Source organism: Allokutzneria sp. A3M-2-11 16 (genome assembly GCF_024213555.1).
Classification (GTDB): domain Bacteria; phylum Actinomycetota; class Actinomycetes; order Mycobacteriales; family Pseudonocardiaceae; genus Allokutzneria.
On the sequence record NZ_JANAVO010000020.1, the window covers coordinates 19,003 to 45,055 of the forward strand.

A 26,053-nucleotide genomic window follows, 5' to 3' on the forward strand; every position below is an offset into this window, starting at 1 on the left:
CGGCCACCGGATCATGGGTAGCCGCACCACCGCGATCACGCTCCGTCATCGAGGCGGGCGACCGTGCCCTGGGCGACCGCGCACAGCGTCGAAACGCCGGAGCTGTCCACGGTGGACAGGTCACAGCGGCAGACGACGCGGGTGCGCCCCGCACGGACCACCGAAGCGTGCGCGCGCAGCAGGACGCCGTCGGCCGGGCGCAGGTAGTCGATGGTGAAGCCGGAGGTCATCACGCGCGCCCCGGCCGCGGCGCCCGCGGCGAAGGTCAGCGCGTTGTCGGCCGCGTAGCCGAGCACGCCGCCGTGCAGGACGCCGTTCTGCTGGCGCAGCTCGTCGCGGATGTCGAGCTCCAGGGTCGCGGCGCCCTCGCCGAAGGCCGTGAGCCGGGAGCCGAGCAGCGCGCTGAACGGCTGGGCCGCCAGGACGCGCCGCGCGGTCTCCAGATCGGGGATGTCGTGCACGAGCCACCTCACTTTGATAGTGAAGTGAGCATTGCGAGCGCGTGGGTGTCTGTCAAGATCGACGCATGCCCGAGCCCGATCAGCGCCTGTTCTTCCTGCTCCAGCGGGCGGCGCACCAGTTGCGCACGGTGGCCGACCGGCGCTGCGTCGCCGCGGCCGGGATCACCACGGCGCAGCTCGGCGCGCTGTTCGCGGTGCGCGAGCGGCCGGGCGTCACCCAGCAACAGCTCGCCGCGGCGCTCGGGTTGCGCGAGTCCGCGGTCACCGCGCTGGTCGGCAGGCTCACCGCGGCCGGGCTGGTCACCAAGGGCACGCACCCGCGCGAGTACCGCGCCGTCGTGCTGGAGCTGACCGCGGACGGTGCCGCCGCGATCAGCGCCGCGCGACCGGAGATCGAGCGGTTCAACGCCGAGATGCGCGAGCTGCTCGGCGAGGACGGGTTCACCGGGACGGCCGCCGCCCTCGACCGGCTCGCCCACTGGCGGCCCTGACCGGCCCCGCTACGGTGGGCCGGTGGACGATGATCTCGCTGGCCTGCCGATCGAGCGCAAAGTCCGGTTGCTGACCGGGAAAACCATGTGGCGCACGCATGCCGAGCCCGCCATCGGCCTGCGCGAGCTGGTGATGTCGGACGGCCCGATCGGGGTGCGCGGCGAGAAGTGGGACGAGCGCGACCACTCGCTGGCGCTGCCCTCCCCCAGCGCGCTCGCGGCCACCTGGGACGCCGAGCTGGTGCACGGGCTCGCCGTGGCGCTTGCCGCGCAGGCCCGCCGCAAGGGCGTGGACGTCCTGCTCGCGCCCACGATCAACCTGCACCGTTCGCCGGTGACCGGGCGGCACTTCGAGTGCTTCTCCGAAGATCCGTTCCTGACCGCGCGGATCGGCGCGGCCTACATCCGGGGCGTGCAGTCCGGCGGGGTCGCGGCGTGCGCGAAGCACTACGTGGCCAACGACTCCGAGACCGACCGGATGACGCTGGACGCCCGCGTGGACGAGCGCACGCTGCGCGAGCTGTACCTCGCGCCGTTCGAAGCGGCGGTCGAGGCGGGTGTGTGGGTGGTGATGGCGGCGTACAACGCGGTCAACGGCACGACGATGACCGAGAACCCGTTGCTCGCCGAGCCGTTGAAGGGCGAGTGGGGTTTCGACGGCGTGGTGGTCTCGGACTGGGGCGCGGTGCGCTCGGTCGCCGCGTCCGCGAACGCGCCGCAGGACCTGGTGATGCCCGGTCCGCGCAGCCACTGGAGCCTCGGGCTGGCCGAAGGGGTCCGGTCCGGCGAGGTGCCCGAATCGGCGCTGGACGAGAAGATCCGTCGTCTGCTGCGGCTCGCCTCGCGGGTCAGCGGCCCCTCGACCGTGGAGCCCGGCGACGATCGCGAGCTGCTTCGCTCGGCGGTGACGGCCAGCACGGTGTTGCTGCGCAACGAAGGCAACCTGCTTCCACTGTCCACTGTGGAGCGAGTCGCGGTGATCGGCCCCAATTCGGCGGCCGTGCGCTTCCAGGGCGGCGGCAGCGCGGAGGTCTACCCGACCGCCGTCGTGTCCCCTGTGGACGGCCTGCGCGCCGCGCTCGACGGCGTCGCCGAGGTCGTGCACTCCCCCGGCGTCCGCACGACCACCAAGCCGACTCCGCTGCACCGGGGCAACTCCACCCACCCGGTCACGGGCGAGCCCGGACTGCTCGTGCGCGTGCTGGGCGCCGATGACGCGGAGCTGCTCACCGAACACCGGCTCACCGGCAGGCTGCCGGAACCCAGCCGCGCCACGGGTGAGGAAACCGTCGAGATCCAGGCCGTGCTGCACCCCGACGTCTCCGGCGACTGGCAGGTCTCCTTCGGCGCGTGGGGCCCGGTTTCCCTTGTGGTGGACGGGAAAACGCTCGTCGACGAGGTGATCGAGGTCGACACGGACGATCCCGCGACGCTCTTCCTCGACCCGACCTGGCGCACGGTCACCGTCCCCCTGGAAGCCGGTAAGCCCGCGCACATCGTGGCCCGCCGCCAGCTCTCCCCCGACTCCAGCCGCGCCTCCGTGCTCTCCGCCGACGCCCCGCACGGCGACCACGAGTTCGCCGAGGCCGTGGAACTGGCGCGCACGAGTGACGTCGCGGTGGTCGTGGTCGGCACCACCGACGAGTCGGAGAGCGAGGGGTCGGACCGGTCCACGCTCGCGTTGCCCGGCAGGCAGGACGAGCTGGTGCGCGCCGTGTGCGCGGCGAACCCCAGGACGGTGGTCGTGGTGAACTCCGGAGCCCCGGTGCTGCTGCCGTGGCGCGAGGACGTGCCCGCGATCGTGCTGAGCTGGCTGCCCGGCCAGGAGGCGGGCGCGGGGCTGGCCGACGTGCTGCTCGGCGCGGCGGAACCCGGCGGGCGGTTGCCGACGACCTGGCCCGCCGAGGACGTCTCGGCCGAGTCGGTCACGCCGGTGGACGGCAGGCTGGAGTACTCCGAGGGCCTGGACATCGGTCACCGCGGGTGGCTCCGGGACGGCGCCGAGCCCGCGTACTGGTTCGGGCACGGGCTGGGCTACACGTCGTGGGAGTACGAAGAAGTCCTTGTGGAGGAAGGAAATCGCGTGCGCGTACGGCTGACCAACACCGGGTCGCGGGCCGGACGCGAGGTCGTGCAGGTCTATCTCGCGCGGCCGTCCTCGAAGATCACGCGACCAGTGCGGTGGCTGGCCGGTTTCGCCGCCGTGACGGCCGCACCGGGCGTGACCGCCGAGGCCGTCGTGGACCTTCCGGACCGCGCCTTCCAGCACTGGGCTGACGATAAGTGGGAGCGGGAGCCCGGTCCGTTCGACATTTTGGTGGGTCACAGCGCGGGCGACATCAGGCTGCGGGCGGCGTCCTGGTAGGAAAGCGCACCATGAGAACGATCCGACTGGTCGCGGTCGCGGCCGCACTGGCACTGGCGGGCACCGCGTGCGGCGGGGGCGGCGGGGGCTCCACCACTCCCGCCGGGCCCGGCGGCAACGACGGTGCGACCGCCCCGGAGACGACGAAGAAGCCGCAGACCTTCGCCGACCTACCGGGCGAGGCGCTCACCTTCCAGGGGAGCTCGCGCAGGGGGGTCAACAAGGCCAAGGTCTCGGTCAAGGTCCTCAAGACGGAGTGGACGGACGACTACACCGGCCACATCAAGCCCGCGCCCGCCGGGTCCACCTTCCTCAAGGTGTACTTCGCGGTCGCCTCGGCCGACCCGGCCGTGGAGGTCGAGGACTTCGGCCCGCGCGACCTGAACGCGCGGTGGGCCACCTCGCAGGCGCCGTCCGTCCAGTGCCCCACCGGTGCGTACAACCCCATCTTCGTCACGGGGTACTGCCACGTGGAGACCGAGATGGGCACCACGAACCTGGCCCCGCTCGCCGGCGACTGGGCCAAGGAGGTCTTCCACTCCTCGCACAGCGTCGACGCGCAGATCAAGCCGAACACCGCCTACGTGACGCTCGGCCTGTACAAGATCCCGGACGCGGTCAAGGGCGACCTCTCCGTCTGCGCCTCCGGCATGCACAAGACCGGCTCGGAACAGGGCACCCCGTGGCCCTGCCAGAAGCTGCAGCTCCCGCCGCGCCCCTGAGCGCCCGACAGGTTCTGACCGCGCGGTCCATTCTCTGACCGTGCGGTCAGAACCTACCTTCATCGAGCGGCAGCGGCGCGCGCAGGTCCTGGCGGGCGCCGCCGCGTGCATCGCCGAGCACGGCTACGGCAAGACCTCGCTGTCCCTGATCGCGAAGCGGATCGGCGTCAGCAAAGGCGTGCTGCTGGGCCTGGGCTCCAGCCGCTTCGCCCCGACCACCCTGGGTGGGCTGGACCTGGGGCCCGCGCTCAACATCGCGAGCGCGAAGGCGCTCGGTGTCGTGGTGCGGAAGGCGTTCGGCGGCGTGGTCGGCGAACTGCGCGGCAAGCTCGGGCTGCGGCCCGGAAACGCGCCGGAACCGTTGGTGCTGCACGGTTTCAGCCCGTCCGTGGTGCCACTTCCGGCGGCCGGGTTCTGGTGGCCGCCCACCCGGGAGGACTGGACGCCACCGCGCGAGCTGGTCGCGCTCGTCCTGGCCGTCGGCGCGAGGCGATCGCCACGCGATTGTCCACAGAGGACGGTGCGGCGGCGGTCACTTCGGCTCTGGCAGCGGTTCGCCGGTCTCCAGCAGCGTCTTGAGGCTCGACAGCAGCGGCAGCCAGCCCTCGCTCACCATGCCGAGCAGGGTGCTGTCCGGCCCGAAGCCGTCGTGCAACACGGTGAGCTTGACCAGCTCGCCGGCGGGCTCCAGGTCGAAGCTCACCTTGGAGCGCGGTTCGGCGTTGAGCGCCGCGGCCGTCTCGGCGTCGATCTTCTGCTCGGCGACGAACTCCGGCGTGAAGCTGTGCCAGGTGTAGGACAGCCTGCGGTACGGATCGGACTCCAGCACCACCTGCTCCGGGCCGGACATCCGCACGTCGCCCATCACCCAGGTCACCCGCGAACCCTTCGCCCAGTCCGTCTCGAAGGTGACGCCCCAGTACCGGCTGGTGAAGGCGGGATCGGTGAGCGCCTGCCACAGGCGCTCCGGCGTGGTCTTGATGTAGGTGGTGTAGCTGAACTCGGTGTCGCTCATGGTTTCCTGCTCCAATGCGGTCTTGAGATCGGCCAGCGCTCGCACACGGGCCCTGGCGTACTGGCCGATCCAGCGATCGGCGATGGCGTTGATCGGCTCGGCGTTGAGGTAGTGCAACTTCTCCCGCCCCCTGCGCGCGGTGACCACCAGGCCCGCCGCCTCCAGCAGCGCCAGGTGCTTGCTGACCGACTGCCGGGCCATGTCCAGCCCGGAGCACAGCTCGCGCAGCGTCTGCCCGTTGCGCGCGTTCAGGCTGTCCAGCAGGCGCCGCCTGCTGGCGTCGCCGAGCGCCTTGAACACCTCGTCCATCGCGTCTCCCAATATGCAGCCTTCCGGCTGCCTGAAATATAGGCAGCTGTTTGGCTGCATGTCAACCTCGGCGCTCCCGGACCGCGAGCCCGAGCGCCACCAGGACCAGGAGCACCGCGCAGCCCAGGGCCGCCGCGAGCCCGGCCCGGTCCCCCGCCTCCGCCGCGACCACGTGCAGCGCGGCGACGAGCAGGGCCGCGCCGATCGCGGTGCCGATCCGCTGACCGGTCTGGAGCACCGCGCCCGCCACCCCCGCCATCTCGCCGCGCACGTTCTCCAAGGTCATCGTGGTGTTCGGGGAGATCACCATGCCGCCGCCGAGCCCGGCGACCGCGAGCGCCAGCGTCACCGACAGGCCCAGGCCCTGCGGCGGCACGGTCAGCACGAGTGCCCCGGCGACGGCGAACCCGGCCGCCACCAGGCACAGGCCGACGATCGTCAGGCGGCGCCCGAAATCGGCCACCCGACGGCCCGCGAGCGGGGCGGACACCGCGGAGGCGAGGGCGAACGGCGTCACCACGAGGCCGGACTCCAGCGCGGTGTAGCCCTCCCCCGACTGGAAGAACATCGACACCACCACGAAAACCCCGGTGAAGCCGCAGAAGTAGGCCGCGCCGATCGCCGCTCCCGAGGAGTACCCGGCGGTGTCGGTGAACAGCCGGGTGTCCAGCAACGGCGACCGTCCACTTCGGACGGTGTAGCGCTCCCACCGGACGAACGCCCAGCCGAAGACCGCCGCGAACGGGAGCGGCCACCAGACCCCGTCCTCGAACAGCACCAGGGGGAGCAGCACGCAGAGCACCGCGAGACCGAGCAGCAGCGCGCCGAGGAAGTCGATCTCATCGCGGATCCGCGCGGGGCGACGGCGGTCGACCGGCAGCAACCGCACCGCGAACACCAGCGCCAGCACCCCGATCGGCAGGTTCACGAAGAACACCCAGCGCCACCCGTGCTCCACCCCGAACGCCGCGATGATCAGTCCGCCGAGGACCGGGCCGACTGCCGTGGACACCCCCGCGCAGGCACCGAACAGGCCGAACGCGCGTCCGCGCTCCGGGCCGCGGAACAGGTCCTGGATCAGCCCGGTGTTCTGCGGGGTGAGCAACCCGGCCGAGGCACCCTGGAGCAACCTCGCCACGACCAGCGTGGTCGTGTCCGTCGCCATCCCCGCCAGGGCGCTCGTCAGCACGAAGCCACCGAGGGCGAGCAGGAACATCGTCCGGCGGCCCAGCGCGTCCCCGAGCCGACCGCCCGCGACCAGGGTCAGGCCGAAGGCGAGCGCGTACCCGGAGACGACCCACTGGACGGCGCCCGGCGAGGCTTGGAGGCCGGACTGCATCGACGGCAGGGCGACGTTGACGATGCTGACGTCGAGCAGGCCCATGAACCCGGCGCTGAGGCTGACGGCCAGGGCTTTCCAGCGGCGGGGGTCGGGCGGGTCGTGAGTCATGATCGCAGTCTGGCGCGGGTGGGGTGCGGGTGCAGTTCCTGGGGGCTTGGTTTCGGTGTGGGCTTAGCCCGTGTCCTGCAAGCCCCCGCCCGCACTCCGCCCACCAAGTAAACTCCGTCCCATGCCCCACACCCGCCCGCACACCCCAACCCCCGCAGGCGCCGTCTAGAGAACCCCGTTTCGTACTCATAACGGGAAAAAGAGCGCTCCAAAAACCCGTTTTGAGTACGAAACGGGAATTTGGGCTGCGCTGGGGATGGTTCGGGGCGAGCGGTCACGATCGTTGGGGAGCGCTTGTGGGACGCGTGGGCTAGTCGTCCCACTCCCATTGGATGCCGACGACGCCGGAGGTGCCGTCCGCGACGAGGACGTGGACGCCGTTGCGCTCGTTGAGCTTCAGCTCGCCGGTGATCCGCTTCGGGCTGTAGAGGTCACCGCGCTCGTAGGACTGGCAGCGGGTGGGGCGGCGGTCCGGGTGGAAGCGGACCTCCATCACGTACTGCTTCTCGTGGTAGCGGAACGCGTGGGCGAACTCGGTGCTGCGAACGGGATGGCTGTTGACGCCCCGGTACTCGAAAACCCATGTGTCACCGGCGCGGAGGGTGTGGCCGAACAACAGCTCGGCGACCATCACCGGGGAGCCGGGGTGCCTGCGGACGCGGCCGATCTCGCAGTTCTCCAGCGCCTGCACGCCGACCTTGTCGATCACGGTCTCCTCGCCGCCGAAGTAGCGGACCAGGAAACGGTCGACGCCGTCGCGGCGGGCGCGGATCGCGGTGCGGCACAGGTAATGCGCGAAGCAGCCGTGCTCGTCGATGACGACGCGGTTGTAGCGGTTGAGCACGGCGAGGTGCTCGGGCTGGGTGTCGTCGATCTCCGACAGCAGCTCGCCGAGCGGGCCGACGTGCTCGCTCAACCGCTGCGGCGTGGCGCGGGCGAGCAGGGTCACCAGCGACAGCTGGGGCAGGAACAGCACCTCCTCCAGCGCGCGGACCACGTGCTCGGAATCGGCGCGGCCGGGGCGGCTGTGGCCGTGCTGCCAGTTGCTGAGGCTGGAGAGCCCGATCGAGACGCCGTGCCTGCGCAGGTGCGCGCGCAACCGCTCCAGGGTCAGCCCGCGTTCCTTGATGGCCAGCCGCAGCGCCGCGTGGAAGGGGCCGGTGCGCAGGAGAGCGCCGAGCTCGCGAGAACGCCCGGTCTGGGTCACGCCCGGGAGTGTAAGCCGATCAGGGCCGTCAGATCCCGGTCTGATGCGGAGGCGTGTTCTCTGGATCGAACAGGGTCCGCGCGGGCCACCGGCGCAGCTCCGCGTCGGTGGGATCGCGGAGCTCCGAGTACACCTCGCGGCCGTCCTCGACGGTGTCGCCGAGCAGGTCCAGCGTCGCGACGTCGATCAGCTTCCACTCGACCCGGCGGCCGTAGCCGTTGAGGTAGCCGTGCTCGTCGCGGCGGGCGATCTCCAGCGCTCTGGCCTGGGCGTCCTCCCACAGCCGGGCGCCGGAGTCGGGCACCTCGAAGACCCAGACGGAGCGGCTGACCGTGCTCAGGCCGTCGCACTCGACCGTCGAGGCGTACCGCGCGGACGCGCTGAACCAAGGCATGTCCCCAGCATGCCCGATCACGACCAGGCCAGCTCCAGCCGGTTCGCGGCGGTGACCAGCTCCCCCGGCGGCAGCAGCGCGTAGGTCAGTCGAACGCTCGGCCGCTCCACGGGGCCGAAGCGGCTCCCGGCGAGGACGCGGACGCCGTGGCTCATCGCCGAGGACACCAGCTCCTCCTCTCGATCGTCTACAGTGGACTGGATCCAGAGGTAGAACCCGCCTTCGGGCACGGCGAGGGCGAACCGGTCGCCGAAACGGTCGCGCAGCCCCTCGGCGAGGGTGTCCCTGCGGTGCACCAGCTGCGCGCGCAACCACATCAGGTGGCTGTCATAACCGCCGTCGCGCATCAGCACGGCGACGGCCAGCGAGGCGAGGTGGTTCAGCGAACCGCCAGCGGCCACCACCCCGGTCCCGGTGAGCCGGTCGACGACCTCGCGCTCGGCGATCAACCAGCCCAGCCGCAACCCGGCCGCGAGGGTCTTGGCGAAGCTGCCGAGCCGGATCACGCCGCGCTGCCTGGTCAGCCCGCCGAGCGAGCAGGGCGGGCGCCGGGGTCCGAGGCCGAGATCGGCGTAGGCGCAGTCCTCCACCAGCATCAGGCCGTGCCGCGCGGCCACCTCGACGATCTCCTTGCGCCGCTGGACGGGCATCACCAGGCCGGTCGGGTTCTGGAAGGTCGGGTTGAGGTAGGCGAAAGCGATCCGGCCGCCCTCGGCGGTGATCGCCGCGTCCAGCGCGGCGGGGTCCATGCCGTCGCCGTCGGCGGGCACCTCGCGCACCCGCAGCCCGGCGTCGGCGAGGACGCGCTTGGCGTGGTCGTAGCCGACCTGGTCGACCAGGACCACCTCGCCCGGCCCGGCCAGGGTCGTCGCGAGCAGGTGCAGCGCGGCCGAGACCCCGGAGGTGATCATGACCTGGTCCGGTTCGCAGGCCACGCCGTCCGCCCGCGCCGCCCGCACGGCCAGCGCCTTGCGCAGCGCGAGCGCGCCCCGGTCGGCGCCGTTGGCCAGTGCGGCCGAGCCGAACTCGGCGAGCGCCACCGAATAGGACTCGCGCAGCAGGTCCACCGGCAGCAGGGACGGGTCCAGATAACCGGGGCCGAGGTCGAGGATTTCCGGCGGGGCGACGTCCTGAACCGTTCCGGCACGCCACCACCTTCGGTGCGACAGGGGGCCGGCGCCACCGATCGCCATGCTCATCCGAATTCGGCCGTTCTCGTGCGCACGTGCCGCTTCGTATTCACGCACTCCCCGATCCCCTGCACCGACACCGCGACCGTAGGGAGCCGTTGCCGCTGGTGACAAGCTCGGGAAGTGAGCGACCTGGGCGTTTCGCCCACAAATCAAGCCTTTGACCACGGGAGTGGGCGACGAGCACGGTATTCGACCAGTGAGCGCCCGGAGTGGCCATTTCGGGCCCGGAAAAGAATGCGAGGTTCCGGCCCGTGTCAACACTCTCGGATGTATCAGAACGACCGGCGGTGAAACAGGACCCGCCGGAGCCGGTGCGCTGGCTGCCGCTGATCGGCGTGTGCGCCGCGCTGGTGGCGGGGCTGCTCGCGGTCGCGGGGCGCTACGGCTACTACATGGACGAGCTGTACTTCCGGGTCTCCGGCGGGCACCTCGACTGGGGCTACGCCGACCAGCCGCCGCTGGTGGCGCTGCTGGCCAAGGTGCAGGTGACGCTGTTCGGCGACAGCGTGTTCGCGTTGCGGATCATCCCGGCGCTGTTGGCCGGGGTCACGGTGCTGGTGACCGCGCTGATCTCGCGGGAGCTGGGCGGTTCGCACCGGGCGCAGCTGCTCACCGCCGTGGCCACCGCCGGATCGCTGGCCTCGCTCGTCGCCGGGCACGTGCTGCACCCGACCGCGGTCGACCACGTCGCGTGGATCACCGTGTGCTGGCTGGTGATCCGGCTGATCCGCACCTCCGACACCCGGCTCTGGCTCGCGGTCGGCGCGGTGGTCGGCGTCGGCCTGCTGGCGAAGTACCTGGTGCTGCTGCTGGTCTTCGGGCTGGGCGCGGCGCTGCTGCTGGTCGGCCCGCGCCGCTTCGACGGTCGTTTCGCCGCCGGGGCGGGGATCGGTGTCCTGCTGGCAGCGCCCACCCTGGTCTGGCAGGCGCTCAACGGCTGGCCGCAGTTCGGCATGGCCTCGGAGCTGTCCAGCCCGTTCGGCGTGGAGAGCGTGATCGGCCTGCTGATCGGTTCGGTGCTGATGATCGGCCCGCTGCTCACCCCGGTGTGGGTGATCGGCCTGGTCGCGGTGTTCCGCAGGCCGCAGTGGCGGCCTTACCGCGCGTTCGGCGTGGCCTACCTGCTGATCTTCGCGTTGCTCGCGGTGCTCGGCGCCCAGGCCCGCTACACCGAGGGCCTGCTGACGGTGTTCCTGGCGATGGGCTGCGTGGTCGTGGCGGAGTGGGCGTCGAAGCTCTCGCGCTCGGTGCTGATCGGCGCGGCGGTCGTCGGCAACACGGCGATCGCGGCGGTGCTGTCGCTGCCCGTGCTGCCGATCGAGGCGTTCGGCGAGGACTCCCCGCTCGGCGGCTTCGGCGAACCGCAGCTGGGCCAGGTCGGCTGGCCGGAGCTGACCGCGCAGATCGGCGAGGTCTACCACGCGCTGCCCGCCGCCGACCGCGCCCGCGCGGTGATCTACGGGGAGAACTACGCGCAGGCGGGCGCCGTGGACCGCTACGGACCGGGCCTGGGACTCCCGTCTGTCTACAGTGGACACAATTCGTACGCGGACTTCGCCCGGCCCGCCGACGACAAGACGGTGGTGATCGCGTTCGGCGCGGAGCAGGGCAAGCTCACGCCGCTGTTCGCGAAGTGCGAGGTGGCTGGTCAGTTCCGCCACGAGCTGCCGGTGACCGACCGCGGCAGGGACATCCTCGTCTGCCGCGACCCCGTGCAGCCGTGGTCCCAGCTCTGGCCCCGCTTCCGTTGGCTCGGCACATTCTGACCCAGCCGCGGTTGGTGCGTCTTCAAGTACCCCGAACCCCCGCAAACGATCACCGCTAACCGCCCCCAACCTCCGGCGCGTTCGAGGGTTGGGGGCGGTTTGCGACTGCGGGGAGGGGGGTCGGGTGTACTTGAAGACGGGGGAACTAGTGGACCCAGCCGGATAGGTAGTGGGCCCAGTCTTCGGGGGTGGCGGCGAAGTCGACGTAGACCGCCGCTCCTAGTCGTCGGCCTGGCGTTACGCCGAGGCGAATGCCGCGGACGGCCGCGGCCACGGTTTCGGCGCGGGTGTGCATGGGGCCGTCGTGGTAGGCCGGGACGCCGATCAGCACGTCGACCTCCGGCGGCACGACCTGAAGCGCCAGGCGGGTTTGGGCGCGGAGGTAGCCGGTGTACGCGGCCTCGACGGGAATGCCGGAGTCGTAGGACATCACCGCGATCTGGTCCACCCTCCGGGCGACCTCGCCGATGTAGGTCGCCGACCACCAATGCGGTTTGCCGCGCAACGTCTGGCCGAGGAAGTTCGTCCCGCGCACCGGCTCGATCTGGTTCGCCGAGACCGACAGCACCTTCCCCCGCGCACGCGTCATTTCCCGCGCCGTGGACAGGACTTCGAGCAGATTGCGATCTCCCTCGGGAACCGGCTCGAAGTTGTAGTGCACACCGTCGAATCCGTCGTCGAGCACCTGTCGTCCGCTGTCCACGATGCGTGCGCGGGACGCGGGATCGCCGAGGTTCAACCGGCCTTCGTCGACAACGTTGCCCAGCCACGCCTGCACCCTGACTCCGGGCAAAGCCCTGTGCAGCGCGTCGACCAGCCACCGCGCGGAGGGGCGCAGCGCGGGATCCAGCGACCCGTCGTCGGACAGCGGCCCCGAATGCACATACAGGTCACGGAACTTCGCCTCGCGCACCCGCGCCACCAGTCCGTCCACATCGGACTGTGACCGCCGTCCGTCCACCCAGGCATGGCCCATCCACAGCGCGTCCGTGCCGCTCGCCCGCTCCGCCGAAGCCAGGTTCTGCGCCACCAGCCAACCCCCGCCGCCCGTGACGACGAGCACCGGCGCGAGGACGACCGCCAGCACGACGACCGCGCGGCGCACTCTCAGCCGCACCACGGCCACCACCCAGAGCGCGGCCACCGCCAGCAGGAGCACGACCCAGAGCACGCTGTCGAAACCCAGCAACACCCTGGCTTCGAGCACCACTCCGGTCAGCACGACCGTGGCCAACGCGAACGCGGCCACCCATAAAGACTTCGGCATGTGCCCGAAGCTACCCACATAGAGACTGTTAAGCATTGCTTGCCACCCGGGGAGCGGGGCGCGCATCGTGTCGCGGGTGACCGAGGTGACGCAGGAGATCCGGCAGCCGAGCCGCACCGGCAGCACCGCGACCCGCAGGGCGGTCGAGGAGTTCGGGCTCACCTGCGTCCTGTTGTTCCTGGTCGTCAGCTCCAGCCGGTGGGTCCTCGATCCCGCGTCGCCCCTGCACGTCCCCGATCTCGGGCTGGCCCTCGCCGTCCTCGGGGTGTTCAGCGGCCTGGTCGTAGCCGGACTGATCCTGTCCCCGCCGGGCAAGCGCTGCGGCGGCCACATGAACCCGGCGATCACCATCGCGGTGTGGCTGCTGGAAGTGTTTCCAGGGCGGCAAGTCCTGCCCTATGTGGCCGCACAGTTCGCCGGTTCCGTGGTCGGCGTGGGTCTCGCCTACCTGACCTGGGGCGAGGCCACGGAGTACATCGGTTTCGCTGCCGTGCGCGCGGCGCCGGGCTGGGATGCCTCCTCGGTGTTCCTGGCGGAGACCGGCATCGTGATCGCGGTGGTCGTGCTCGTCGGGTACCTGCTGGCGCGCCCGTCGCGCACGCGACTGATGCCCTACGCGATCGGCGTCGTGGTGACGTTCGTGATCACCGTGTTCGGTCCGCTCAGCGGTGGATCGGCCAACCCGGCGCGGCAGTGGGGCCCCGCCCTGTTCGCCTCCGGGCTCGGCGGCGATCTGTGGATCTACCTCACTGCTCCGGTCCTCGGCGCCGTACTGGGCGCGGGCACCCACTACCTACTCGCACGACGCCAAGCTCGCGCCCTCGTAAGCGCCCAGCCCCCATCGTGACGCCTCCCCCGCCACATCACCCGCGAAGCCTCAGGAACCCGTTTCGTACTCTTAACGGGTTTTGGGAGCGCTCTTTTTCCCGTTATGAGTACGAAACGGGAGATCTCTAGACGGCACCCGCCGAGGATGGGATGGACGGGCGGGTGGAGTGCATGGGCTGAGTTTACTTGGTGTGCGGAGTGCTTGGGGGGTTTGCGGGTGCTAGGGCGATGTCGAAGCGCGCGTGGCGGAATGGGGCGGTGACGCCGTGGCGGGCGGCCTCGGCGGGGTCGTCTACGGTCACGAAATCTACGATCAGGTCGCGCTTCACGGCGAACACGGTGTCGGAGTCGATGTAGGCGCTGTCGGCGGCGAACGCGTGCGTGGTGACCGGGTGATGTCCTTCTGCCGCAACGATGAAGTGCACGTGGGCGGGCCGATAGGGATGCCGTCCGGCGACGTCGAGCAGCTCGCCGACGGGGCCGTCGACGGGAATCGGGTAGGGCGCGGGGCGCACCGTGCGGAACCGGTAGCGGCCCTCCTCGTCCGCGGTGAACAGGCCGCGGCCGTTGCCCTCGGGCAGGGTTCCGGGCTGCTGCACGTCGTAGAAGCCCTTGTCGTCGGCCTGCCACACGTCCACGCTCGCCCCGGGCAGTGGATTGCCGTGGGTGTCGGTGATCCGCCCTTCGATGACGCAGGGCGTGCCGTCCGCGACGAGGTCGATGGAGTCGCCGAGTTCGCGCGGCGGACTGGCCACCATGTGGAACGGGCCGAGGACCGTCGCCGGGGTGGCACCGATAGTCGTGTGCTCCGCTTCCAGCGTCTCGACCAGCATCGACACGCCGAGCACGTCGGAGAGCAGGATGAACTCCTGGCGGGTGTCGGTGCACGTCCGGCCGGTGCGGGTGAGGAAGTCGATCGCCTGCTCCCACTCGGCCATGCTCGGGCGGATCTCGCGCACGAAGGCGTGCAGGTGCCGGGTCAGGGCTTGCAGCACCTCGCGGGCGCGAGGGTCCCGGGCGGCGTCGAAGCTGGCGCTGACGATCTCGGCCGACTTCTCTGCGGTGAAGTCCATCGGCCCAGCCTAGCCCGGGGTGTCAAGTAGCACTTAACACTGGCGCCGGGTACCGTCGCGGCGTGTCCCCACCCGATCCCGCCCCGCTCGGCGAGCGGCTGCGCACCGCTCGCGCCACCGCCGGGCTGGGCGTGCGCGAGCTGGGCCGCCGGGTCGGCGTGAGCGGCAGCATGATCAGCCAGATCGAGAAGGGGATCAGCCGCCCGTCGATCAGCACCCTGTACGCGATCACCAACGAGCTCGGCGTGACGCTGGACGGCCTGTTCACCCCCGCCACCCCGGCCGAGCCCGCCACCGTGCGGCGCGACGGCGAGCACGAGGTGCTGCCGCTGGGCGATGGCGTCACCTACACCCTCCTCGGCGGCGACAACGACCGCGCGCTCCGCTTCCTCCGGATCCGCTTCGAGGTGGGTGCGGAGTCGGGAGCCGAGGACAACCCCATGTGCCACGGCGGCAGCGAGTACGGCTACGTGCACGCCGGGCACCTCGGTGTCACCGTCGACGCCGAGACCTACGTGCTCGGGCCCGGGGACACGATCACGCTGGACCCCCAGCTCCCGCACCGCATCTTCAACGTCGGCGACACCCCGGCGGAGCTGTTCTGGGTGTTCGCGGGCCGCTGATTTCCCGATCCACGGGAATGGGATAGGCCGCGATTCGGCGCGCTGTCTAGCTTCCCGCCATGGGAACGACAGCCGACACCGTGATCGCCGGAGTGGTCCACACGGCGAAGGGTTCCTTCGAGCGCGGCGCGGTGTTCATCCGCGACGGCGTGATCACCGAAGTGCGCACCGGAGCCCTGTCCGACACCGGGAGCGCGCGCCTGATCGACGTCGGCGAGTCCTACGTGCTGCCCGGTGTCGTGGACGCCCACGTGCACTCCTACTCCCACGCCGGTGAGGGCCTGCGCGCGTCGACCTCGGCCGCGGCGGCGGGCGGCGTCACGACGATCGTGGAGATGCCGTTCGACGCCACCGGGCCGATCAACAACGTGGAGCGGTTGAAGGCGAAGCTGCACAAGGTCGCCGATGAGGCGGTGGTCGACGTCGCCCTGCTCGGCACCCTGGAGCCCGGTGGTGGCTGGCGCCGGGCGGAGGAGCTGGTCGGCGCGGGCGTCGTCGGCTTCAAGGTGTCGCTGTTCGACACCGACCCGATCCGGTTCCCGCGGATCACCGACGCCGAGCTGCTCGACGTCATGAAAGCCGTCGCCGACAACGGTTCCACCCTGTGCACCCACGCGGAGAACAACGAGATCATCAAGGCGCTGCTCGCCGACGAGCGGCGGCGGACCTCGACCGATCCCCGGGTGCACGCGGCGACCCGCCCGCCGGTCTCGGAGACGCTGGGCGTGCTCACCGCGATGGAGATCGCCGCACACCAGGGCACCGCGTTGCACCTGTGCCACCTGTCGCTGGGCCGCTCGACGGAGCTGGTGTCGTGGTACCAGGGCCAGGGCGTGGACATCACCTTCGAGACCTGCCCGCACTACCTCCTGCTCACCGAGGAGGACATGGTCGCGGCCGGGGGCCGCCTCAAGATCAACCCGCCGCTGCGGGAAGCCACCAACCAGGAGGCGATGTGGCGGGCCGTGACCACCGGCCTGGCGACGGTGATCTCCTCCGACCACGCGCCGTGGCCCGCCGACCTCAAGGACCACGAGCGCATCCTCGACAACCACTCCGGCGTTCCCGGCACGGAGACCATGGTGGCGACCACGCTCGGCGCCTGCCTGCGCCGCTACGGCGCGGGTCCGGAGCTGGCCAGGACCGTCGAAGCGCTCACCTCGGCCCCGGCCGACCGCTACGGCATCGGCCACCGCAAGGGCAAGCTCGCACCCGGCTACGACGCCGACGTCACCGTGCTCACCCCGACCGAGGACTGGCGGATCGACGGCTCGGCGCTGCACTCGAACGCCGGGTGGAGCCCGTATAACGAACACCTTCCCGGAGCACGCGTCACACTCACCGTCAGCCGCGGCGACGTCGTCTGGGACGCCGCGGCCGGTCTGACGGCCGCCCCGGGCCGTGGCAGGCAGGTGCTTCGGAGGTGAACCTGACCTTGGTGCGCAAAGCGTCAACGGAACTGTCCTCATTGGAACGCGGGCTGCAGATCCTCGCGTTCGTCCAGGACCACGGCCAGGTCGACACGGCGGAGATCATCGCGGGCCTGGACATCCCGTCCTCGTCCGCCTACCGGTACGTGCGGTTGCTGCGCAACGCCGGTTTCCTCGCCGAGGTCGACGGCAAGCTGATGCCGAGCGAGCGGCTCGCCGACTCCTCGGAGCACCGCTCCGAGCACCTGATCGACACCGCCCGCCCGCTGCTGACCATGCTGCGCCGCCGCTCCGGTCTGAACGTGGCGCTCACAGTCCGCGTGCACACCGCCGCCCTGTGCCTGGACACGCGCCGCACCGGCACCGGGAGCGTGGCGTTCCGCCCCGGCGAGATCTTGATGCTGCACGCGGGGGCCAGCGCGACGCCGTTGCTCGCGGCCGCCCCGCAGGTGGTCCAGCAGCAGGTGTTGCGCGGCAAGCTCCAGCGGTTCACCGCGGCCACACCGGACGCCGCGGCGCTGCGCGTCGAACTGGCCGCAGCCACCGAGCGCGGCTACCACGTATCGCGCGGCTGGCTCACGCCTGGCATGACCGCGGTCGGGATGGCGGTGGTCGTGGCCGGGTCGTGCATGTGCGCGTTGTCGCTGATCGGCCGGGACGGCGAGCTGACCGATGTGTCCGACGCCGTGGCCCTGCTGCGCGAAGCAGTCGACGAACTCAGCAAGAGCCTGCCGCAGTGGAGCTCCCCCGACGACGAAGGGCAGTACCGATGATCGCCGCCGCGCGTGGGACCACGCTGCGCTGCCGTTCCTGGCGGGCCGAGGCGTTGCTGCGCATGTTGGAGAACGTGCTGGAGGTCGGCGAGCGTCCTGACGACCTCGTTGTCTATGCGGCGCAAGGCAAAGCGGCCCGTGATTGGCCCGCCTACCACGCGATCGTGCACGCGCTGACCGAGCTGGACGAGGACCAGACGCTCGTGTTGCAGTCCGGTCGCCCGGTCGGCGTGCTGCGGACCCATGTGGCCGCGCCGATGGTGGTCTCGGCGGTCAACAACACCGTGGGCAACTGGGCGACCGAAGAGGTGTACTACCGCCGGGTCGAGGCGGGGCAGACGATCTGGGGTGGCCTGACCGCGGCGGCGTGGCAGTACATCGGGCGCCAGGGCGTGCTCGGCGGGACCTACGAACTGCTGCGGGCGGTGATGCGCCGGCACTTCGCCGATCGTCCGCCGAACTGGATGCTGACCGCGGGCATGGGCGGGATGGGCTCGGCGCAGCCGATCAGCGCGCGGATGCTGGGCTTGAGCTCGCTGGTCGTCGAGATCGACCCGACGAAGATCGAGAAGCTGCGCGCCGCGGGCGGGCTGGACCACGTCACCGACGACCTGGACACGGCGCTTTCCCTTGTCAGTCACCAAGCCCCGGTCGCGGTGGGCCTGCTCGGGAACGCGGCGACGGTGTTCGCGGAGATCGCCGCGCGCGGTGACGTGCTGCCCGACATCGTGACGGACCAGACCGCCGCGCACGATGCCCGGCACGGCTACGCCCCCGAGGGGCTCGACGTGCGGGAATGGCAGGCTGCGCGCGAAGCCGATCCGCAGGACGTCGAACGGCGCGCGAAGCTCGGCATGGCCAAGCAGGCGTTGGCGATGCTCGACCTGGCTTCTCGTGGCGCGGTCGTCTTCGAGAACGGGAACAACCTGCGCGTGCAGGCCGCTTCGGTGCTGGATTCCGTTCAGGCGGAACAAGTTCTGGCCATTCCCGGGTTCATGGAGGGCTACTTGCGGCCGTTGTTCTGCCATGGGATCGGGCCGTTCCGCTGGGTGGCGCTGTCCGGGGACGAGACCGATCTGTCCATAGTGGACGAACTCGCCGCCGGGATGTTCCCGAGTCGCCCCGAGGTGGCCGAGTGGATCGCACTGGCCCGGGAACACGTTCCGCCGCAAGGACTTCCAGCTCGGTCGTGCTGGCTGGGCTACGGCGAGCGCTCCCAGCTCGCGGTCGCGGTCAACGACGCGGTGCGCTCCGGACGGATCAGCGCGCCGGTGCTCTTCAGCCGCGATCACCTGGACTCGGCGGGGATGACGCACCCGCGGATCGGCACCGAGGGCATGCGGGACGGCTCGGACGGCGTGACCGACTGGCCGCTGCTGGACGCGATGCTGCTCGCCACCGGTGGCGCCGATCTGGTCGCCGTGCACTCCGGAGGCGCCGGGTACGCGGGCTGGATGCAGTCGGCCGGGGTGTCGGTGGTGGCCGACGGCAGCATCGGCGCCGCTTCCCGGCTGCGGCTCGCGCTCGACCTGGACTCGGGTCTTGGCGTGCTGCGCCACGCCACCGCCGGTTACCCGGAGGCCGAGGAGGCGATCGCGAACTCGGCCGCCGCCGACACCGGCGCCGCGCCGCTGCGATGGATCGACATCAAGCAGGAGGAGAACCAGTGATGCGGGTACTGACCAGTGACGACGCCCGCCACGGCGTGCTCGGCGGAGGCGTTTTCGCCTGTGGCGGCGGGGGTTGGCGGCACCACGGCGAGCTGATGGGCGGGCTGGCCACCTCGATCGGCAGCCCCGTTCTGTCCACTGTGGACGAGCTACCGGCGGACTCGTGGGTGGCGACCGTGACCGCGATCGGCGCGCCCGCCGCGAAGAACTGGGAGATCAAGCCGGTCGACTACGTGCACGCGTTGCAGCGGTTGATGGAGGTGTGCGAGCACCCGATCAGCGCGGTGATGACCGCGCAGAACGGTTACTCCACAACGCACAACGGCTGGATCCAGTCCGCGGTCCTCGGCGTGAAGGTGCTCGACGCGGCGGGCGACGTGCGCGCGCACCCCACCGGCAAGCTCGGCTCGATGGGGCTGACCACGCGGCCGGGCTATGTGTCCACACAGGTCGTTTCCGGCGGAAACCGGGAACTGCACGGGCATTTCGTGTCGGTCAACCAGGGCAGCGTGGAGACCTGTGACGACGTGTTGCGCGATATTTCCGTGCGCACAGGCGGTTTCATCGCCTCGGCGCGCAATCCCGTCGAGCTGTCCTGGGTGAAGCAGCACGCGGCGCTCGGCTCGATCTCCCTCGCGCTCGAACTCGGCGCGGCGATGGAGGCGGCGGGCGGGCGCGGAGACGCCGTCGTGGACGTGGTGTGCTCGACGATCAACGGCAAGGTGCTCGCGCGGGGCCCGCTCGGCAACGAGGTGGAGCTGGTCACCCGCGGGGGTTGGGACCACGGCACGTTCCGCATCGGGGACTGCACGGTGCCGTACCTCAACGAGTACATGGCGGTCGACCGCGACGGCGAGCGCGTGGCGACCTACCCGGACACGATCGCGATCCTGCGCGCGGAGGACGGTTTCCCGCTCGCGGTTTCCGAGGCGCACGAGGGCATGGAGGTCGTGCTCATCGTCGCGGACTCGCGCAGTCTTCCGCTGTCCACGTCGGCGATCGACCCGGTTGCGGTCGGCGAGTGCGAGCAGATCATGGGCATCCCGTTCCTGGAGTACCTGCCGTCATGACGGACCTGGACCTGTTGGCGCCCAACACAGAACGGCTCTCTGCCCGGATCGCGGAGCTGGCCGGGTTCCACGACTCCACGTTCCCCGGGTGGAGCCGGGAGGTGTTCTCCGAGCCCTACCGCGCGTCGCGGCAGTGGGTGCGCGAGCAGATGGCCGACGCCGGGCTGGACGTCGTGATCGACGCGGCGGGCAACATCGTCGGCAGGCTGCCCGGTCGCCGCGGCGGAGGTCCCGCACTGGTCACCGGCTCGCACACCGACACCGTCCGCCAAGGCGGGCGTTTCGACGGCATCGTCGGCGTGATGGCCGGGATTGAGGTGGCGCGGCGGTTGCGCGAGACCGGCGTCCAGCTGGAGCACGACCTCGTGGTGGTGGACTTCCTCGGCGAGGAGGCCAACGACTTCGGCATCTCCTGCATGGGTTCCCGCGCGATCGCCGGAGTGCTGCGGCCGGACCACCTCGACCGGACCGACGGCACCGGGCTGCGGCTCGGCGACGCGCTGGCCGGATTCGGGCTCGACCCGGACGCGGCGTTGCGCCAGGGCTGGAAATCCGGGGACGTGCACGCCTACGTCGAACTGCACGTGGAACAGGGACCGTTGCTGGAGCAGAGCGGGACCGCGATCGGTGTGGTGACCGCGATCGCCGGGATCGACCGGCTGCTCGTGCACTTCGCCGGGCTCGCGGGGCACGCGGGCACGACCCCGATGGCGGACCGGCGCGACGCGCTCGTGTCGGCCGCGGCGGCGGTGCTCACCGTGGAGCGGGTCGGCTGCGGCGCGCCGGTGCACGGGGTCGCCACCTCCGGGCACATCGAGTCCTCCCCCGGCTCCATGGGCGTGATCACCGACGAAGCCCGGCTGTGGGCGGAGATCCGCAGCGTGGACCGGACGTGGCTGCACGGGGCGCGCAAGCAGATCGTCGACGAGATCACCGCCGAGACCCGCGCCCGCGGCGTGGACATCGACGTGGACTGGCTCACCGACCAGGACCCCGTGCCCACGTCCGGGCTGGTGCAGGACGTGATCGCGCAGGCCGCCGATCACCTCGGCGACTCCTGGAAGGCGGTGCCGTCCGGGGCCGGGCACGACGCCGCCCACCTCTCCCGGCTCGGACCGATGGGCATGATCTTCGTGCCGTCCGTCGGCGGGCGCAGCCACTGCCCGGAGGAGCTGACCGCGGCCGAGGACATCGCCCGCGGCGCGCACGTCCTGGCCAGCACCCTGATCACCCTTGACCGGCGCGAAGAAGTGCGCCACGCGTAGAGGCGGAGGGCCGACCTTGACTGCCAGTCCGTTACAAACCCCTGAGCAGGCCACAGTGGCGCGGCGCGCGGTCGTCGCCGCCTCGGTGGGCAACGCGTTGGAGTGGTACGACTTCTCCGTCTACGCGTTCTTCGCGGGCTACGTCGCCCGGGACTTCTTCACCGGCGGCGACGCGACCACCGCGCTGATCAACACCTTCATCGTCTTCGGCGTCGGGTTCGTGGCCCGGCCGCTGGGCGCGGTGGTGATCGGGATCTACGGCGATCGCAAGGGGCGCAAGGCCGCCCTGATGCTGTCCATCGCCACGATGGGCCTCGGCACCATCGTGCTCGCCGCCACCCCGCCCGCCGCGGTGATCGGAATCGGCGCGCCGATCCTGCTGCTGATCGGGCGGCTGCTGCAAGGCTTCTCCGCGGGCGGGGAGATCGGCGGGGCCGCCGCGTTCCTCGTCGAACACGCTCCCCCGGGGCGGCGCGGCCGGTATGCCGCGTGGCTCCAGGCCTCGATGGGGATCTCGAACCTGATCTCCGCGATCGTCGGGGTCACCATCACCACCTGGCTGCCCGACTCCGCCGTGCAGGACTGGGCCTGGCGCATCCCGTTCATCGTCGGCCTGCTGATCATCCCGGTCGGCGTCTACATCCGGCGCAGCCTGCCGGAGACCGAGGTGTTCGAACGGAACCGGACCGAACAGGAGGGTGGACCCAGCCCGCTCAAGCGACTGCTCACCGAGTACCCGAAGCAGCTGCTGACCGGGTTCCTGTTCTCCGTGCTGTGGACCGTCTGCGTCTACGCGTTCGTCATCTACCTGCCGACCTACTACCGCGATCCGGCCGCCGGGTTGGGCTTCACCTCGCAGCAGTCGTTCCTCGCTTCGCTGGTCGGCAACGTCGTCCTGGTGATCGGCTGCATCGTCGCCGGGCGGTCCGCCGACCGGTACGGAGCGCGACGGGTACTCACCTTGGGTGCGAGCGGGCTGCTCGTGATTCCGTTGCTGTGCCTGCTTTTGTTGCACGCGGCGCCGAGCGTTCCGGTGCTGCTGGTGGTGCATTCTGTGCTGTGCGCGAACGTCGCGGCCTTCGTCGGCGTCGCTCCGTCCACGATGCCCCGCGTCTTCCCCGCCGCGGTGCGCACGACCGGGCTCGCGCTGAGCTACAACGTCGCCGCGATCTTCTTCGCCGGGTTCACCCCGGCACTGCTGACGTGGGCCACCGCGCGGTTCACCGTGTACGCGCCCGCGCTCTGGGTGACGCTCGGCGTCGTCGCCTGCCTGGTCTCACTTCCCGCGCTGTTCCGGCACATCGCTGCCGTTGACGCTGCCGAAACGGCGGAGGCATCCCATGCGTAACTGGTCGGCCGCACTCGTCGTCCTCCTGGTCGCTTTCGTCGTGCCCGCCTCGGCCGCGGGGTTGCCCGCGCCAGTGACGGTGCAGCTGGACGGGGACCACCTCGACTGGCCGACGATGATCCGGCTCCTGCACGCCGATCGGGTGTCCGTCCGCCTGGCGGACCCGACGCGGCAAAAGATGATCGAGAGCCGCCGTGGCGCGTTGGCCACAGTTGAGGCGGGGCAACGGGTCTACGGCTGGAACCAGGCTTTGGGCCCGTTGAAGGACCGCCCGCTCGGCCCGGATGAGCAACGCGAGTTCCAGCGACGCGTGCTGCGCTCGCACGCCGCCGGTGTCGGCCCCGCGCTGCCCTTCCTCCTCGCGCGACTGGCTTTGGTGTTGCGGGCCAACGCAATGGCGCGCGCGGCCATGGGCGTCCGGCCCGAACTGGTGGACCGGATGCTCGGCATGGTCAACAACGGCGTGGTTCCCGTGATGCCCGAGATCGGCTCGCTCGGCACCGGCGACCTCCAGCCGATGGCGGCGGCGGGCCTCGCCATGATGGGCGAGGACGTCCCGGTTTCCTACCGTGGCAAGCAGATGCCCGCCAAGACGGCGTTGCGCACGGCCGGGCTTCCGCAGCAGTTCCCGTTGGAGGCAGGAGAAGCGCTGCCGGTCGTCAGCGGCGGCAGCGTGCTCACCGCGCGCTACATCGACGCGATCGACCGGTCCGGGCGCGCCCTCGACAGCTTCACCGCCGGGTTCGCGCTGTTCCTCGAAGCGACACGCGCGGAACAGGGCGCTTTCGACGAGCGAACCCACGTCGAGCGGCGCATCCCCGAGGAGGTCGACGCCGCGCGGCAGATCCGCTCGCTGGTGTGCGGAACGCGGTGGATGACCGACGAGGGACGCCGCGTCTCCGGGGAGCCCGACCCGCGCGTCCAGGACGCCACCTCGGTGCGCGCCGCCCCGCACATCCTCGGCGCGTTCCGCCAAACCCTGCACACCGCGAAGGAAACCGTGACGCGGGAGGCGAACGCGTCCACCTCCAACCCGTTGCTGTTCGCCAAACCCGGCGGCGGCTACGAGTTCGTCATGGGCGGCAACTGGGCCGCCGCGCGGATCGGCCACGAGATCGACTCGCTCAACGCGCAGGTGGCCGATCTCGGTGTGCTGTCGGAGAACCTGTCCGGCAGACTGATCGCGCCGAAGTGGAGCTACGGCCTGCCAGCGAACCTGGCGGGCGGTCCCATCGGCCTCAACTCGGGCATGGTGCAGGTGGTGACCGTCGCCTCCGCGCTGGTACCGGAGATGCAGCTCGCCGCCAACCCGGCGGGCACGTTGTCCCGGCCCGTCAAGGGCGGCCAGGAGGACCACAACACCATGGCCATGGCGTCCATGCGCGGCCTCGCCGCGAACCTCGACCGCCTCGACACGGTGCTCGGCGTGCAGGTCATGCTCGGCGCACAGGGAATCGACCTGGTCCGGCCGAAAATGGCTTCTCTGCAACCGGGTGGCGGTACTTCGGCGATTTATTCTCTTGTGCGTCAACGCATTCAGCAGCTTGCTGACGATCGGTACATGACGCCGGACGTCGAGGCCGCCACCGCGCTCGTGCGCGATGGGTCGCTGTCTCGCGCTGTGCACGCTGCTGCTGCGACGCCTTGTGCGGCGTGATTTGGGCTTGCGGTGGGGCTTCCTTGCATGGGCTGGGGTTCCAGCGTTTGTGGCTGGGCTTCCTGCTTGCGCGGGCTGGACTTCCAGCGTTCGCGGGCTGAACTTCCAGCGGAGTCGGCTGGACTTCCAGCGTGGGGCGCTGGGCTTCCAGCGTGGGGGTCGGCTTGACCTGGGGCCCCTTGCGCGTGCCCTTGGGCCTCTCAGGGGCACGGGATGGAACCCCGGCCCTCGCGATGAGCGTATGGCACGCGCTCCCCAGGTAAAGCCGACCGTTTCGTGGGCGGCCTGCGGTGGGGCAGAGCCTGGGTTTTTCCTTGTGTGGCACCGATTTGACATACTGAAAAGTTGTGATTGAGTGGAGGTATCCGCACTGGAGGGAGGTGTGATCATGTTGGATACCAAGGCAATCAAGGATCTACTCGCCGCGCAGCTGGCGGCCAACGACTCCTACCAGTTGCCCGAGAACGACCACCTGGAGTTCCTGCTGGAGTTGGAGACGATCGGCAGGCTCCTGACCGCGGTGAAAACCGACGCCAACACTCAGGCTGATGACCGTGTCCTGCACGCCACCTACGGGTGTAAAGACCTGGCGATGCTGTTGTGCGGCAAGCTGAAGATCCACCCGAGTGAGGCGAAGCGGCGCACGAGGTTGGTGCGGGAGTTGCCGAATCTCCCCCACACCCGCGACGCGATGTATGCCGGGGAGATCAGTGGCGAGCATGCGTTGGTGATCTCGGATGCCATCAAGCGTCTCCCGTCGGAGTATGTGGCGGATGCGGATCGGGTGTTGGCTGATGTGGCGTCGACGTTGGACCCGCAGTTCCTCATGCGCGCCGGAAAATACGTGCGGACCGTGGTCGACCCCGATGGTGTCTACCGCGATGAGAAGGACGCGATTGCGCGGCGTGCGGCGCGGATGTTCCGGGACAAGGACGGAAGCCTGTCTTTCAGTGCCACGGTGGGTCCGCTCGATGGCGAGAAGATCTTCAACTTCCTGATGGCGTTGTCCAAACCCAGGAGCGTGGACGGGGAGAAAGACCCCCGTACCTTCGAACAGCGGTTGGCCGATGCCTTCGTCGAAGCGATGACGATCGCGATGACCGCCCGCGACCTCCCCGGACTCCCGCGCTCCCTACTGGTCGTCACGATGGACGCCGACAACCTGAAGGACAAGACCGGGTGCGCCCGGACTGACACTGGGCAGCCGGTGTCCCCGGGACTGGCCCAGCACACCGCCTGTGACGCCGACATCGCCCACATCGTCCTCGGAAGCGAAGGGGAACCCCTCGCCTACGGACGCACACGACGACTCGCCTCACCGGCTCAGCGGAGAGCACTCGCGGTGCGGGACAAGGGATGCGCCTTCCCCGGCTGCGATCGGCCCCCGGCATGGACGGAAGCTCATCATGTGGTGCACTGGATCGACGGCGGGCCGACCGACCTCGACAACCTCGTCCTGCTCTGTGTGTATCACCATCATGTGATGCACGAACAGGATTGGGTGATCATCTTCGAGCAGGGGATACCGGCGTTCATCCCGCTGAAGTGGATCGACCCTGACCAGGCACCGTTACGGAACATCAGGGTGGATTGCCCACTGACGCTATAACCCCAGGAACGGCGCAGCGCTGGAACGTGAGGGTTCCAGCGTGGTGCGGGCGTGGGCTGAAAAGTAA

General features: G+C 70.4%; 23 protein-coding genes and 1 pseudogene. 15 read left to right on the forward strand and 9 right to left on the reverse strand.

What is annotated here, in order from left to right:
* Positions 1 to 35: 35 nt before the first annotated feature.
* Positions 36 to 473 carry a PaaI family thioesterase gene (locus NLX83_RS37415; RefSeq protein WP_254240015.1) on the reverse strand — a complete coding sequence of 146 codons (438 nt, stop codon included), beginning with the start codon at positions 471 to 473 and terminating at the stop codon, positions 36 to 38.
* Between the two features lie 53 nt (positions 474 to 526).
* Here NLX83_RS37415 and NLX83_RS37420 point away from each other — a divergent pair, with 53 nt between their 5' ends.
* The 4 genes and pseudogenes from NLX83_RS37420 to NLX83_RS42380 form a co-directional block, all read left to right on the forward strand.
* Entirely contained in the window at positions 527 to 952 is a 426-nt protein-coding gene (locus NLX83_RS37420) for a MarR family winged helix-turn-helix transcriptional regulator (protein WP_254240016.1), read from the forward strand.
* 22 nt (positions 953 to 974) lie between these two features.
* Positions 975 to 3,317 (forward strand): glycoside hydrolase family 3 C-terminal domain-containing protein, encoded by a 2,343-nt coding sequence (locus NLX83_RS37425; protein ID WP_254240017.1) that lies wholly within the window; start codon positions 975 to 977, stop codon positions 3,315 to 3,317.
* A gap of 11 nt (positions 3,318 to 3,328) precedes the next feature.
* Positions 3,329 to 4,039 carry a hypothetical protein gene (locus NLX83_RS37430; RefSeq protein ID WP_254240018.1) on the forward strand — a complete coding sequence of 237 codons (711 nt, stop codon included), beginning with the start codon at positions 3,329 to 3,331 and terminating at the stop codon, positions 4,037 to 4,039.
* A gap of 40 nt (positions 4,040 to 4,079) precedes the next feature.
* Positions 4,080 to 4,178: pseudogene (locus NLX83_RS42380) on the forward strand (hypothetical protein); the annotation flags it as partial.
* Here the strand turns inward: NLX83_RS42380 and NLX83_RS37435 are convergent.
* The 6 genes from NLX83_RS37435 to NLX83_RS37460 all read right to left on the reverse strand — a co-directional run bounded on the left by NLX83_RS37435 (position 4,163) and on the right by NLX83_RS37460 (position 9,661).
* Positions 4,163 to 4,468 carry a hypothetical protein gene (locus tag NLX83_RS37435; protein ID WP_254240019.1) on the reverse strand — a complete coding sequence of 102 codons (306 nt, stop codon included), beginning with the start codon at positions 4,466 to 4,468 and terminating at the stop codon, positions 4,163 to 4,165. The pseudogene NLX83_RS42380 and the gene NLX83_RS37435 sit on opposite strands and share 16 nt — an antisense overlap.
* Before the next feature lie 103 nt (positions 4,469 to 4,571).
* Positions 4,572 to 5,363 (reverse strand): ArsR/SmtB family transcription factor, encoded by a 792-nt coding sequence (locus NLX83_RS37440; protein WP_254240020.1) that lies wholly within the window; start codon positions 5,361 to 5,363, stop codon positions 4,572 to 4,574.
* 61 nt (positions 5,364 to 5,424) lie between these two features.
* Positions 5,425 to 6,813, reverse strand: a complete 1,389-nt coding sequence (locus NLX83_RS37445) for an MFS transporter (protein ID WP_254240021.1) — start codon at positions 6,811 to 6,813, stop codon at positions 5,425 to 5,427.
* A gap of 310 nt (positions 6,814 to 7,123) precedes the next feature.
* Entirely contained in the window at positions 7,124 to 8,020 is an 897-nt protein-coding gene (locus NLX83_RS37450) for a helix-turn-helix domain-containing protein (protein ID WP_254240022.1), read from the reverse strand.
* A 28-nt stretch (positions 8,021 to 8,048) separates the two neighbouring features.
* Positions 8,049 to 8,414, reverse strand: a complete 366-nt coding sequence (locus tag NLX83_RS37455; RefSeq protein WP_254240023.1) for a DUF4288 domain-containing protein — start codon at positions 8,412 to 8,414, stop codon at positions 8,049 to 8,051.
* Positions 8,415 to 8,431: 17 nt separating this feature from the next.
* On the reverse strand, positions 8,432 to 9,661 hold the full coding sequence (locus NLX83_RS37460; protein WP_254240024.1) for an aminotransferase class I/II-fold pyridoxal phosphate-dependent enzyme: 1,230 nt from the start codon (positions 9,659 to 9,661) through the stop codon (positions 8,432 to 8,434).
* A gap of 233 nt (positions 9,662 to 9,894) precedes the next feature.
* Between NLX83_RS37460 and NLX83_RS37465 the strand changes: the two genes are divergently transcribed.
* Positions 9,895 to 11,373 carry an ArnT family glycosyltransferase gene (locus NLX83_RS37465; protein ID WP_254240025.1) on the forward strand — a complete coding sequence of 493 codons (1,479 nt, stop codon included), beginning with the start codon at positions 9,895 to 9,897 and terminating at the stop codon, positions 11,371 to 11,373.
* 145 nt (positions 11,374 to 11,518) lie between these two features.
* Here NLX83_RS37465 and NLX83_RS37470 read toward each other — a convergent pair whose 3' ends face one another.
* Positions 11,519 to 12,640, reverse strand: coding sequence for a hypothetical protein (locus tag NLX83_RS37470; protein WP_254240026.1), 1,122 nt, complete (start codon positions 12,638 to 12,640; stop codon positions 11,519 to 11,521).
* 76 nt (positions 12,641 to 12,716) lie between these two features.
* Between NLX83_RS37470 and NLX83_RS37475 the strand changes: the two genes are divergently transcribed.
* Entirely contained in the window at positions 12,717 to 13,487 is a 771-nt protein-coding gene (locus NLX83_RS37475; protein WP_254240027.1) for an MIP/aquaporin family protein, read from the forward strand.
* 163 nt (positions 13,488 to 13,650) lie between these two features.
* On the opposite strand, the gene NLX83_RS37480 is transcribed toward NLX83_RS37475, so the two are convergent.
* Positions 13,651 to 14,541 (reverse strand): dioxygenase family protein, encoded by an 891-nt coding sequence (locus NLX83_RS37480; protein ID WP_254240028.1) that lies wholly within the window; start codon positions 14,539 to 14,541, stop codon positions 13,651 to 13,653.
* Positions 14,542 to 14,603: 62 nt separating this feature from the next.
* Here NLX83_RS37480 and NLX83_RS37485 point away from each other — a divergent pair, with 62 nt between their 5' ends.
* The 9 genes from NLX83_RS37485 (at position 14,604) to NLX83_RS37525 (ending at position 25,986) form a co-directional block, all read left to right on the forward strand.
* Positions 14,604 to 15,164, forward strand: a complete 561-nt coding sequence (locus NLX83_RS37485; protein WP_254240029.1) for a cupin domain-containing protein — start codon at positions 14,604 to 14,606, stop codon at positions 15,162 to 15,164.
* 59 nt (positions 15,165 to 15,223) lie between these two features.
* Positions 15,224 to 16,591, forward strand: coding sequence for a dihydroorotase (locus tag NLX83_RS37490; protein ID WP_254240030.1), 1,368 nt, complete (start codon positions 15,224 to 15,226; stop codon positions 16,589 to 16,591).
* On the forward strand, positions 16,588 to 17,367 hold the full coding sequence (locus tag NLX83_RS37495; RefSeq protein ID WP_254240031.1) for an IclR family transcriptional regulator: 780 nt from the start codon (positions 16,588 to 16,590) through the stop codon (positions 17,365 to 17,367). The genes NLX83_RS37490 and NLX83_RS37495 overlap by 4 nt, the downstream gene beginning before the upstream one ends.
* Positions 17,364 to 19,037, forward strand: coding sequence for a urocanate hydratase (locus tag NLX83_RS37500; protein ID WP_254240032.1), 1,674 nt, complete (start codon positions 17,364 to 17,366; stop codon positions 19,035 to 19,037). Before NLX83_RS37495 ends, NLX83_RS37500 begins: the two co-directional genes overlap by 4 nt.
* Positions 19,037 to 20,107 carry an S-methyl thiohydantoin desulfurase domain-containing protein gene (locus tag NLX83_RS37505; protein ID WP_254240033.1) on the forward strand — a complete coding sequence of 357 codons (1,071 nt, stop codon included), beginning with the start codon at positions 19,037 to 19,039 and terminating at the stop codon, positions 20,105 to 20,107. Before NLX83_RS37500 ends, NLX83_RS37505 begins: the two co-directional genes overlap by 1 nt.
* On the forward strand, positions 20,104 to 21,372 hold the full coding sequence (locus NLX83_RS37510) for a M20 family metallo-hydrolase (protein WP_254240034.1): 1,269 nt from the start codon (positions 20,104 to 20,106) through the stop codon (positions 21,370 to 21,372). The genes NLX83_RS37505 and NLX83_RS37510 overlap by 4 nt, the downstream gene beginning before the upstream one ends.
* A gap of 55 nt (positions 21,373 to 21,427) precedes the next feature.
* The gene (locus NLX83_RS37515) at positions 21,428 to 22,720 is read left to right on the forward strand and encodes an MFS transporter (RefSeq protein ID WP_254240035.1); all 1,293 of its coding nucleotides are present in this window, start codon (positions 21,428 to 21,430) and stop codon (positions 22,718 to 22,720) included.
* Positions 22,713 to 24,377, forward strand: a complete 1,665-nt coding sequence (locus NLX83_RS37520; RefSeq protein WP_254240036.1) for an HAL/PAL/TAL family ammonia-lyase — start codon at positions 22,713 to 22,715, stop codon at positions 24,375 to 24,377. Before NLX83_RS37515 ends, NLX83_RS37520 begins: the two co-directional genes overlap by 8 nt.
* Before the next feature lie 388 nt (positions 24,378 to 24,765).
* Entirely contained in the window at positions 24,766 to 25,986 is a 1,221-nt protein-coding gene (locus NLX83_RS37525) for an HNH endonuclease signature motif containing protein (RefSeq protein ID WP_254240037.1), read from the forward strand.
* Positions 25,987 to 26,053: the final 67 nt, after the last annotated feature.

Coding starts and splice junctions, on each gene's coding strand:
- NLX83_RS37490 (WP_254240030.1), top strand. CDS start 15,224: ATGGGAACGACAGCCGACACCGTGATCGCCGGAGTGGTCCACACGGCG.
- NLX83_RS37510 (WP_254240034.1), top strand. CDS start 20,104: ATGACGGACCTGGACCTGTTGGCGCCCAACACAGAACGGCTCTCTGCC.
- NLX83_RS37445 (WP_254240021.1), bottom strand. CDS start 6,813: ATGACTCACGACCCGCCCGACCCCCGCCGCTGGAAAGCCCTGGCCGTC.
- NLX83_RS37455 (WP_254240023.1), bottom strand. CDS start 8,414: ATGCCTTGGTTCAGCGCGTCCGCGCGGTACGCCTCGACGGTCGAGTGC.
- NLX83_RS37505 (WP_254240033.1), top strand. CDS start 19,037: ATGCGGGTACTGACCAGTGACGACGCCCGCCACGGCGTGCTCGGCGGA.
- NLX83_RS37470 (WP_254240026.1), bottom strand. CDS start 12,640: ATGCCGAAGTCTTTATGGGTGGCCGCGTTCGCGTTGGCCACGGTCGTG.
- NLX83_RS37420 (WP_254240016.1), top strand. CDS start 527: ATGCCCGAGCCCGATCAGCGCCTGTTCTTCCTGCTCCAGCGGGCGGCG.
- NLX83_RS37480 (WP_254240028.1), bottom strand. CDS start 14,541: ATGGACTTCACCGCAGAGAAGTCGGCCGAGATCGTCAGCGCCAGCTTC.
- NLX83_RS37430 (WP_254240018.1), top strand. CDS start 3,329: ATGAGAACGATCCGACTGGTCGCGGTCGCGGCCGCACTGGCACTGGCG.
- NLX83_RS37525 (WP_254240037.1), top strand. CDS start 24,766: ATGTTGGATACCAAGGCAATCAAGGATCTACTCGCCGCGCAGCTGGCG.
- NLX83_RS37440 (WP_254240020.1), bottom strand. CDS start 5,363: ATGGACGAGGTGTTCAAGGCGCTCGGCGACGCCAGCAGGCGGCGCCTG.
- NLX83_RS37520 (WP_254240036.1), top strand. CDS start 22,713: ATGCGTAACTGGTCGGCCGCACTCGTCGTCCTCCTGGTCGCTTTCGTC.
- NLX83_RS37500 (WP_254240032.1), top strand. CDS start 17,364: ATGATCGCCGCCGCGCGTGGGACCACGCTGCGCTGCCGTTCCTGGCGG.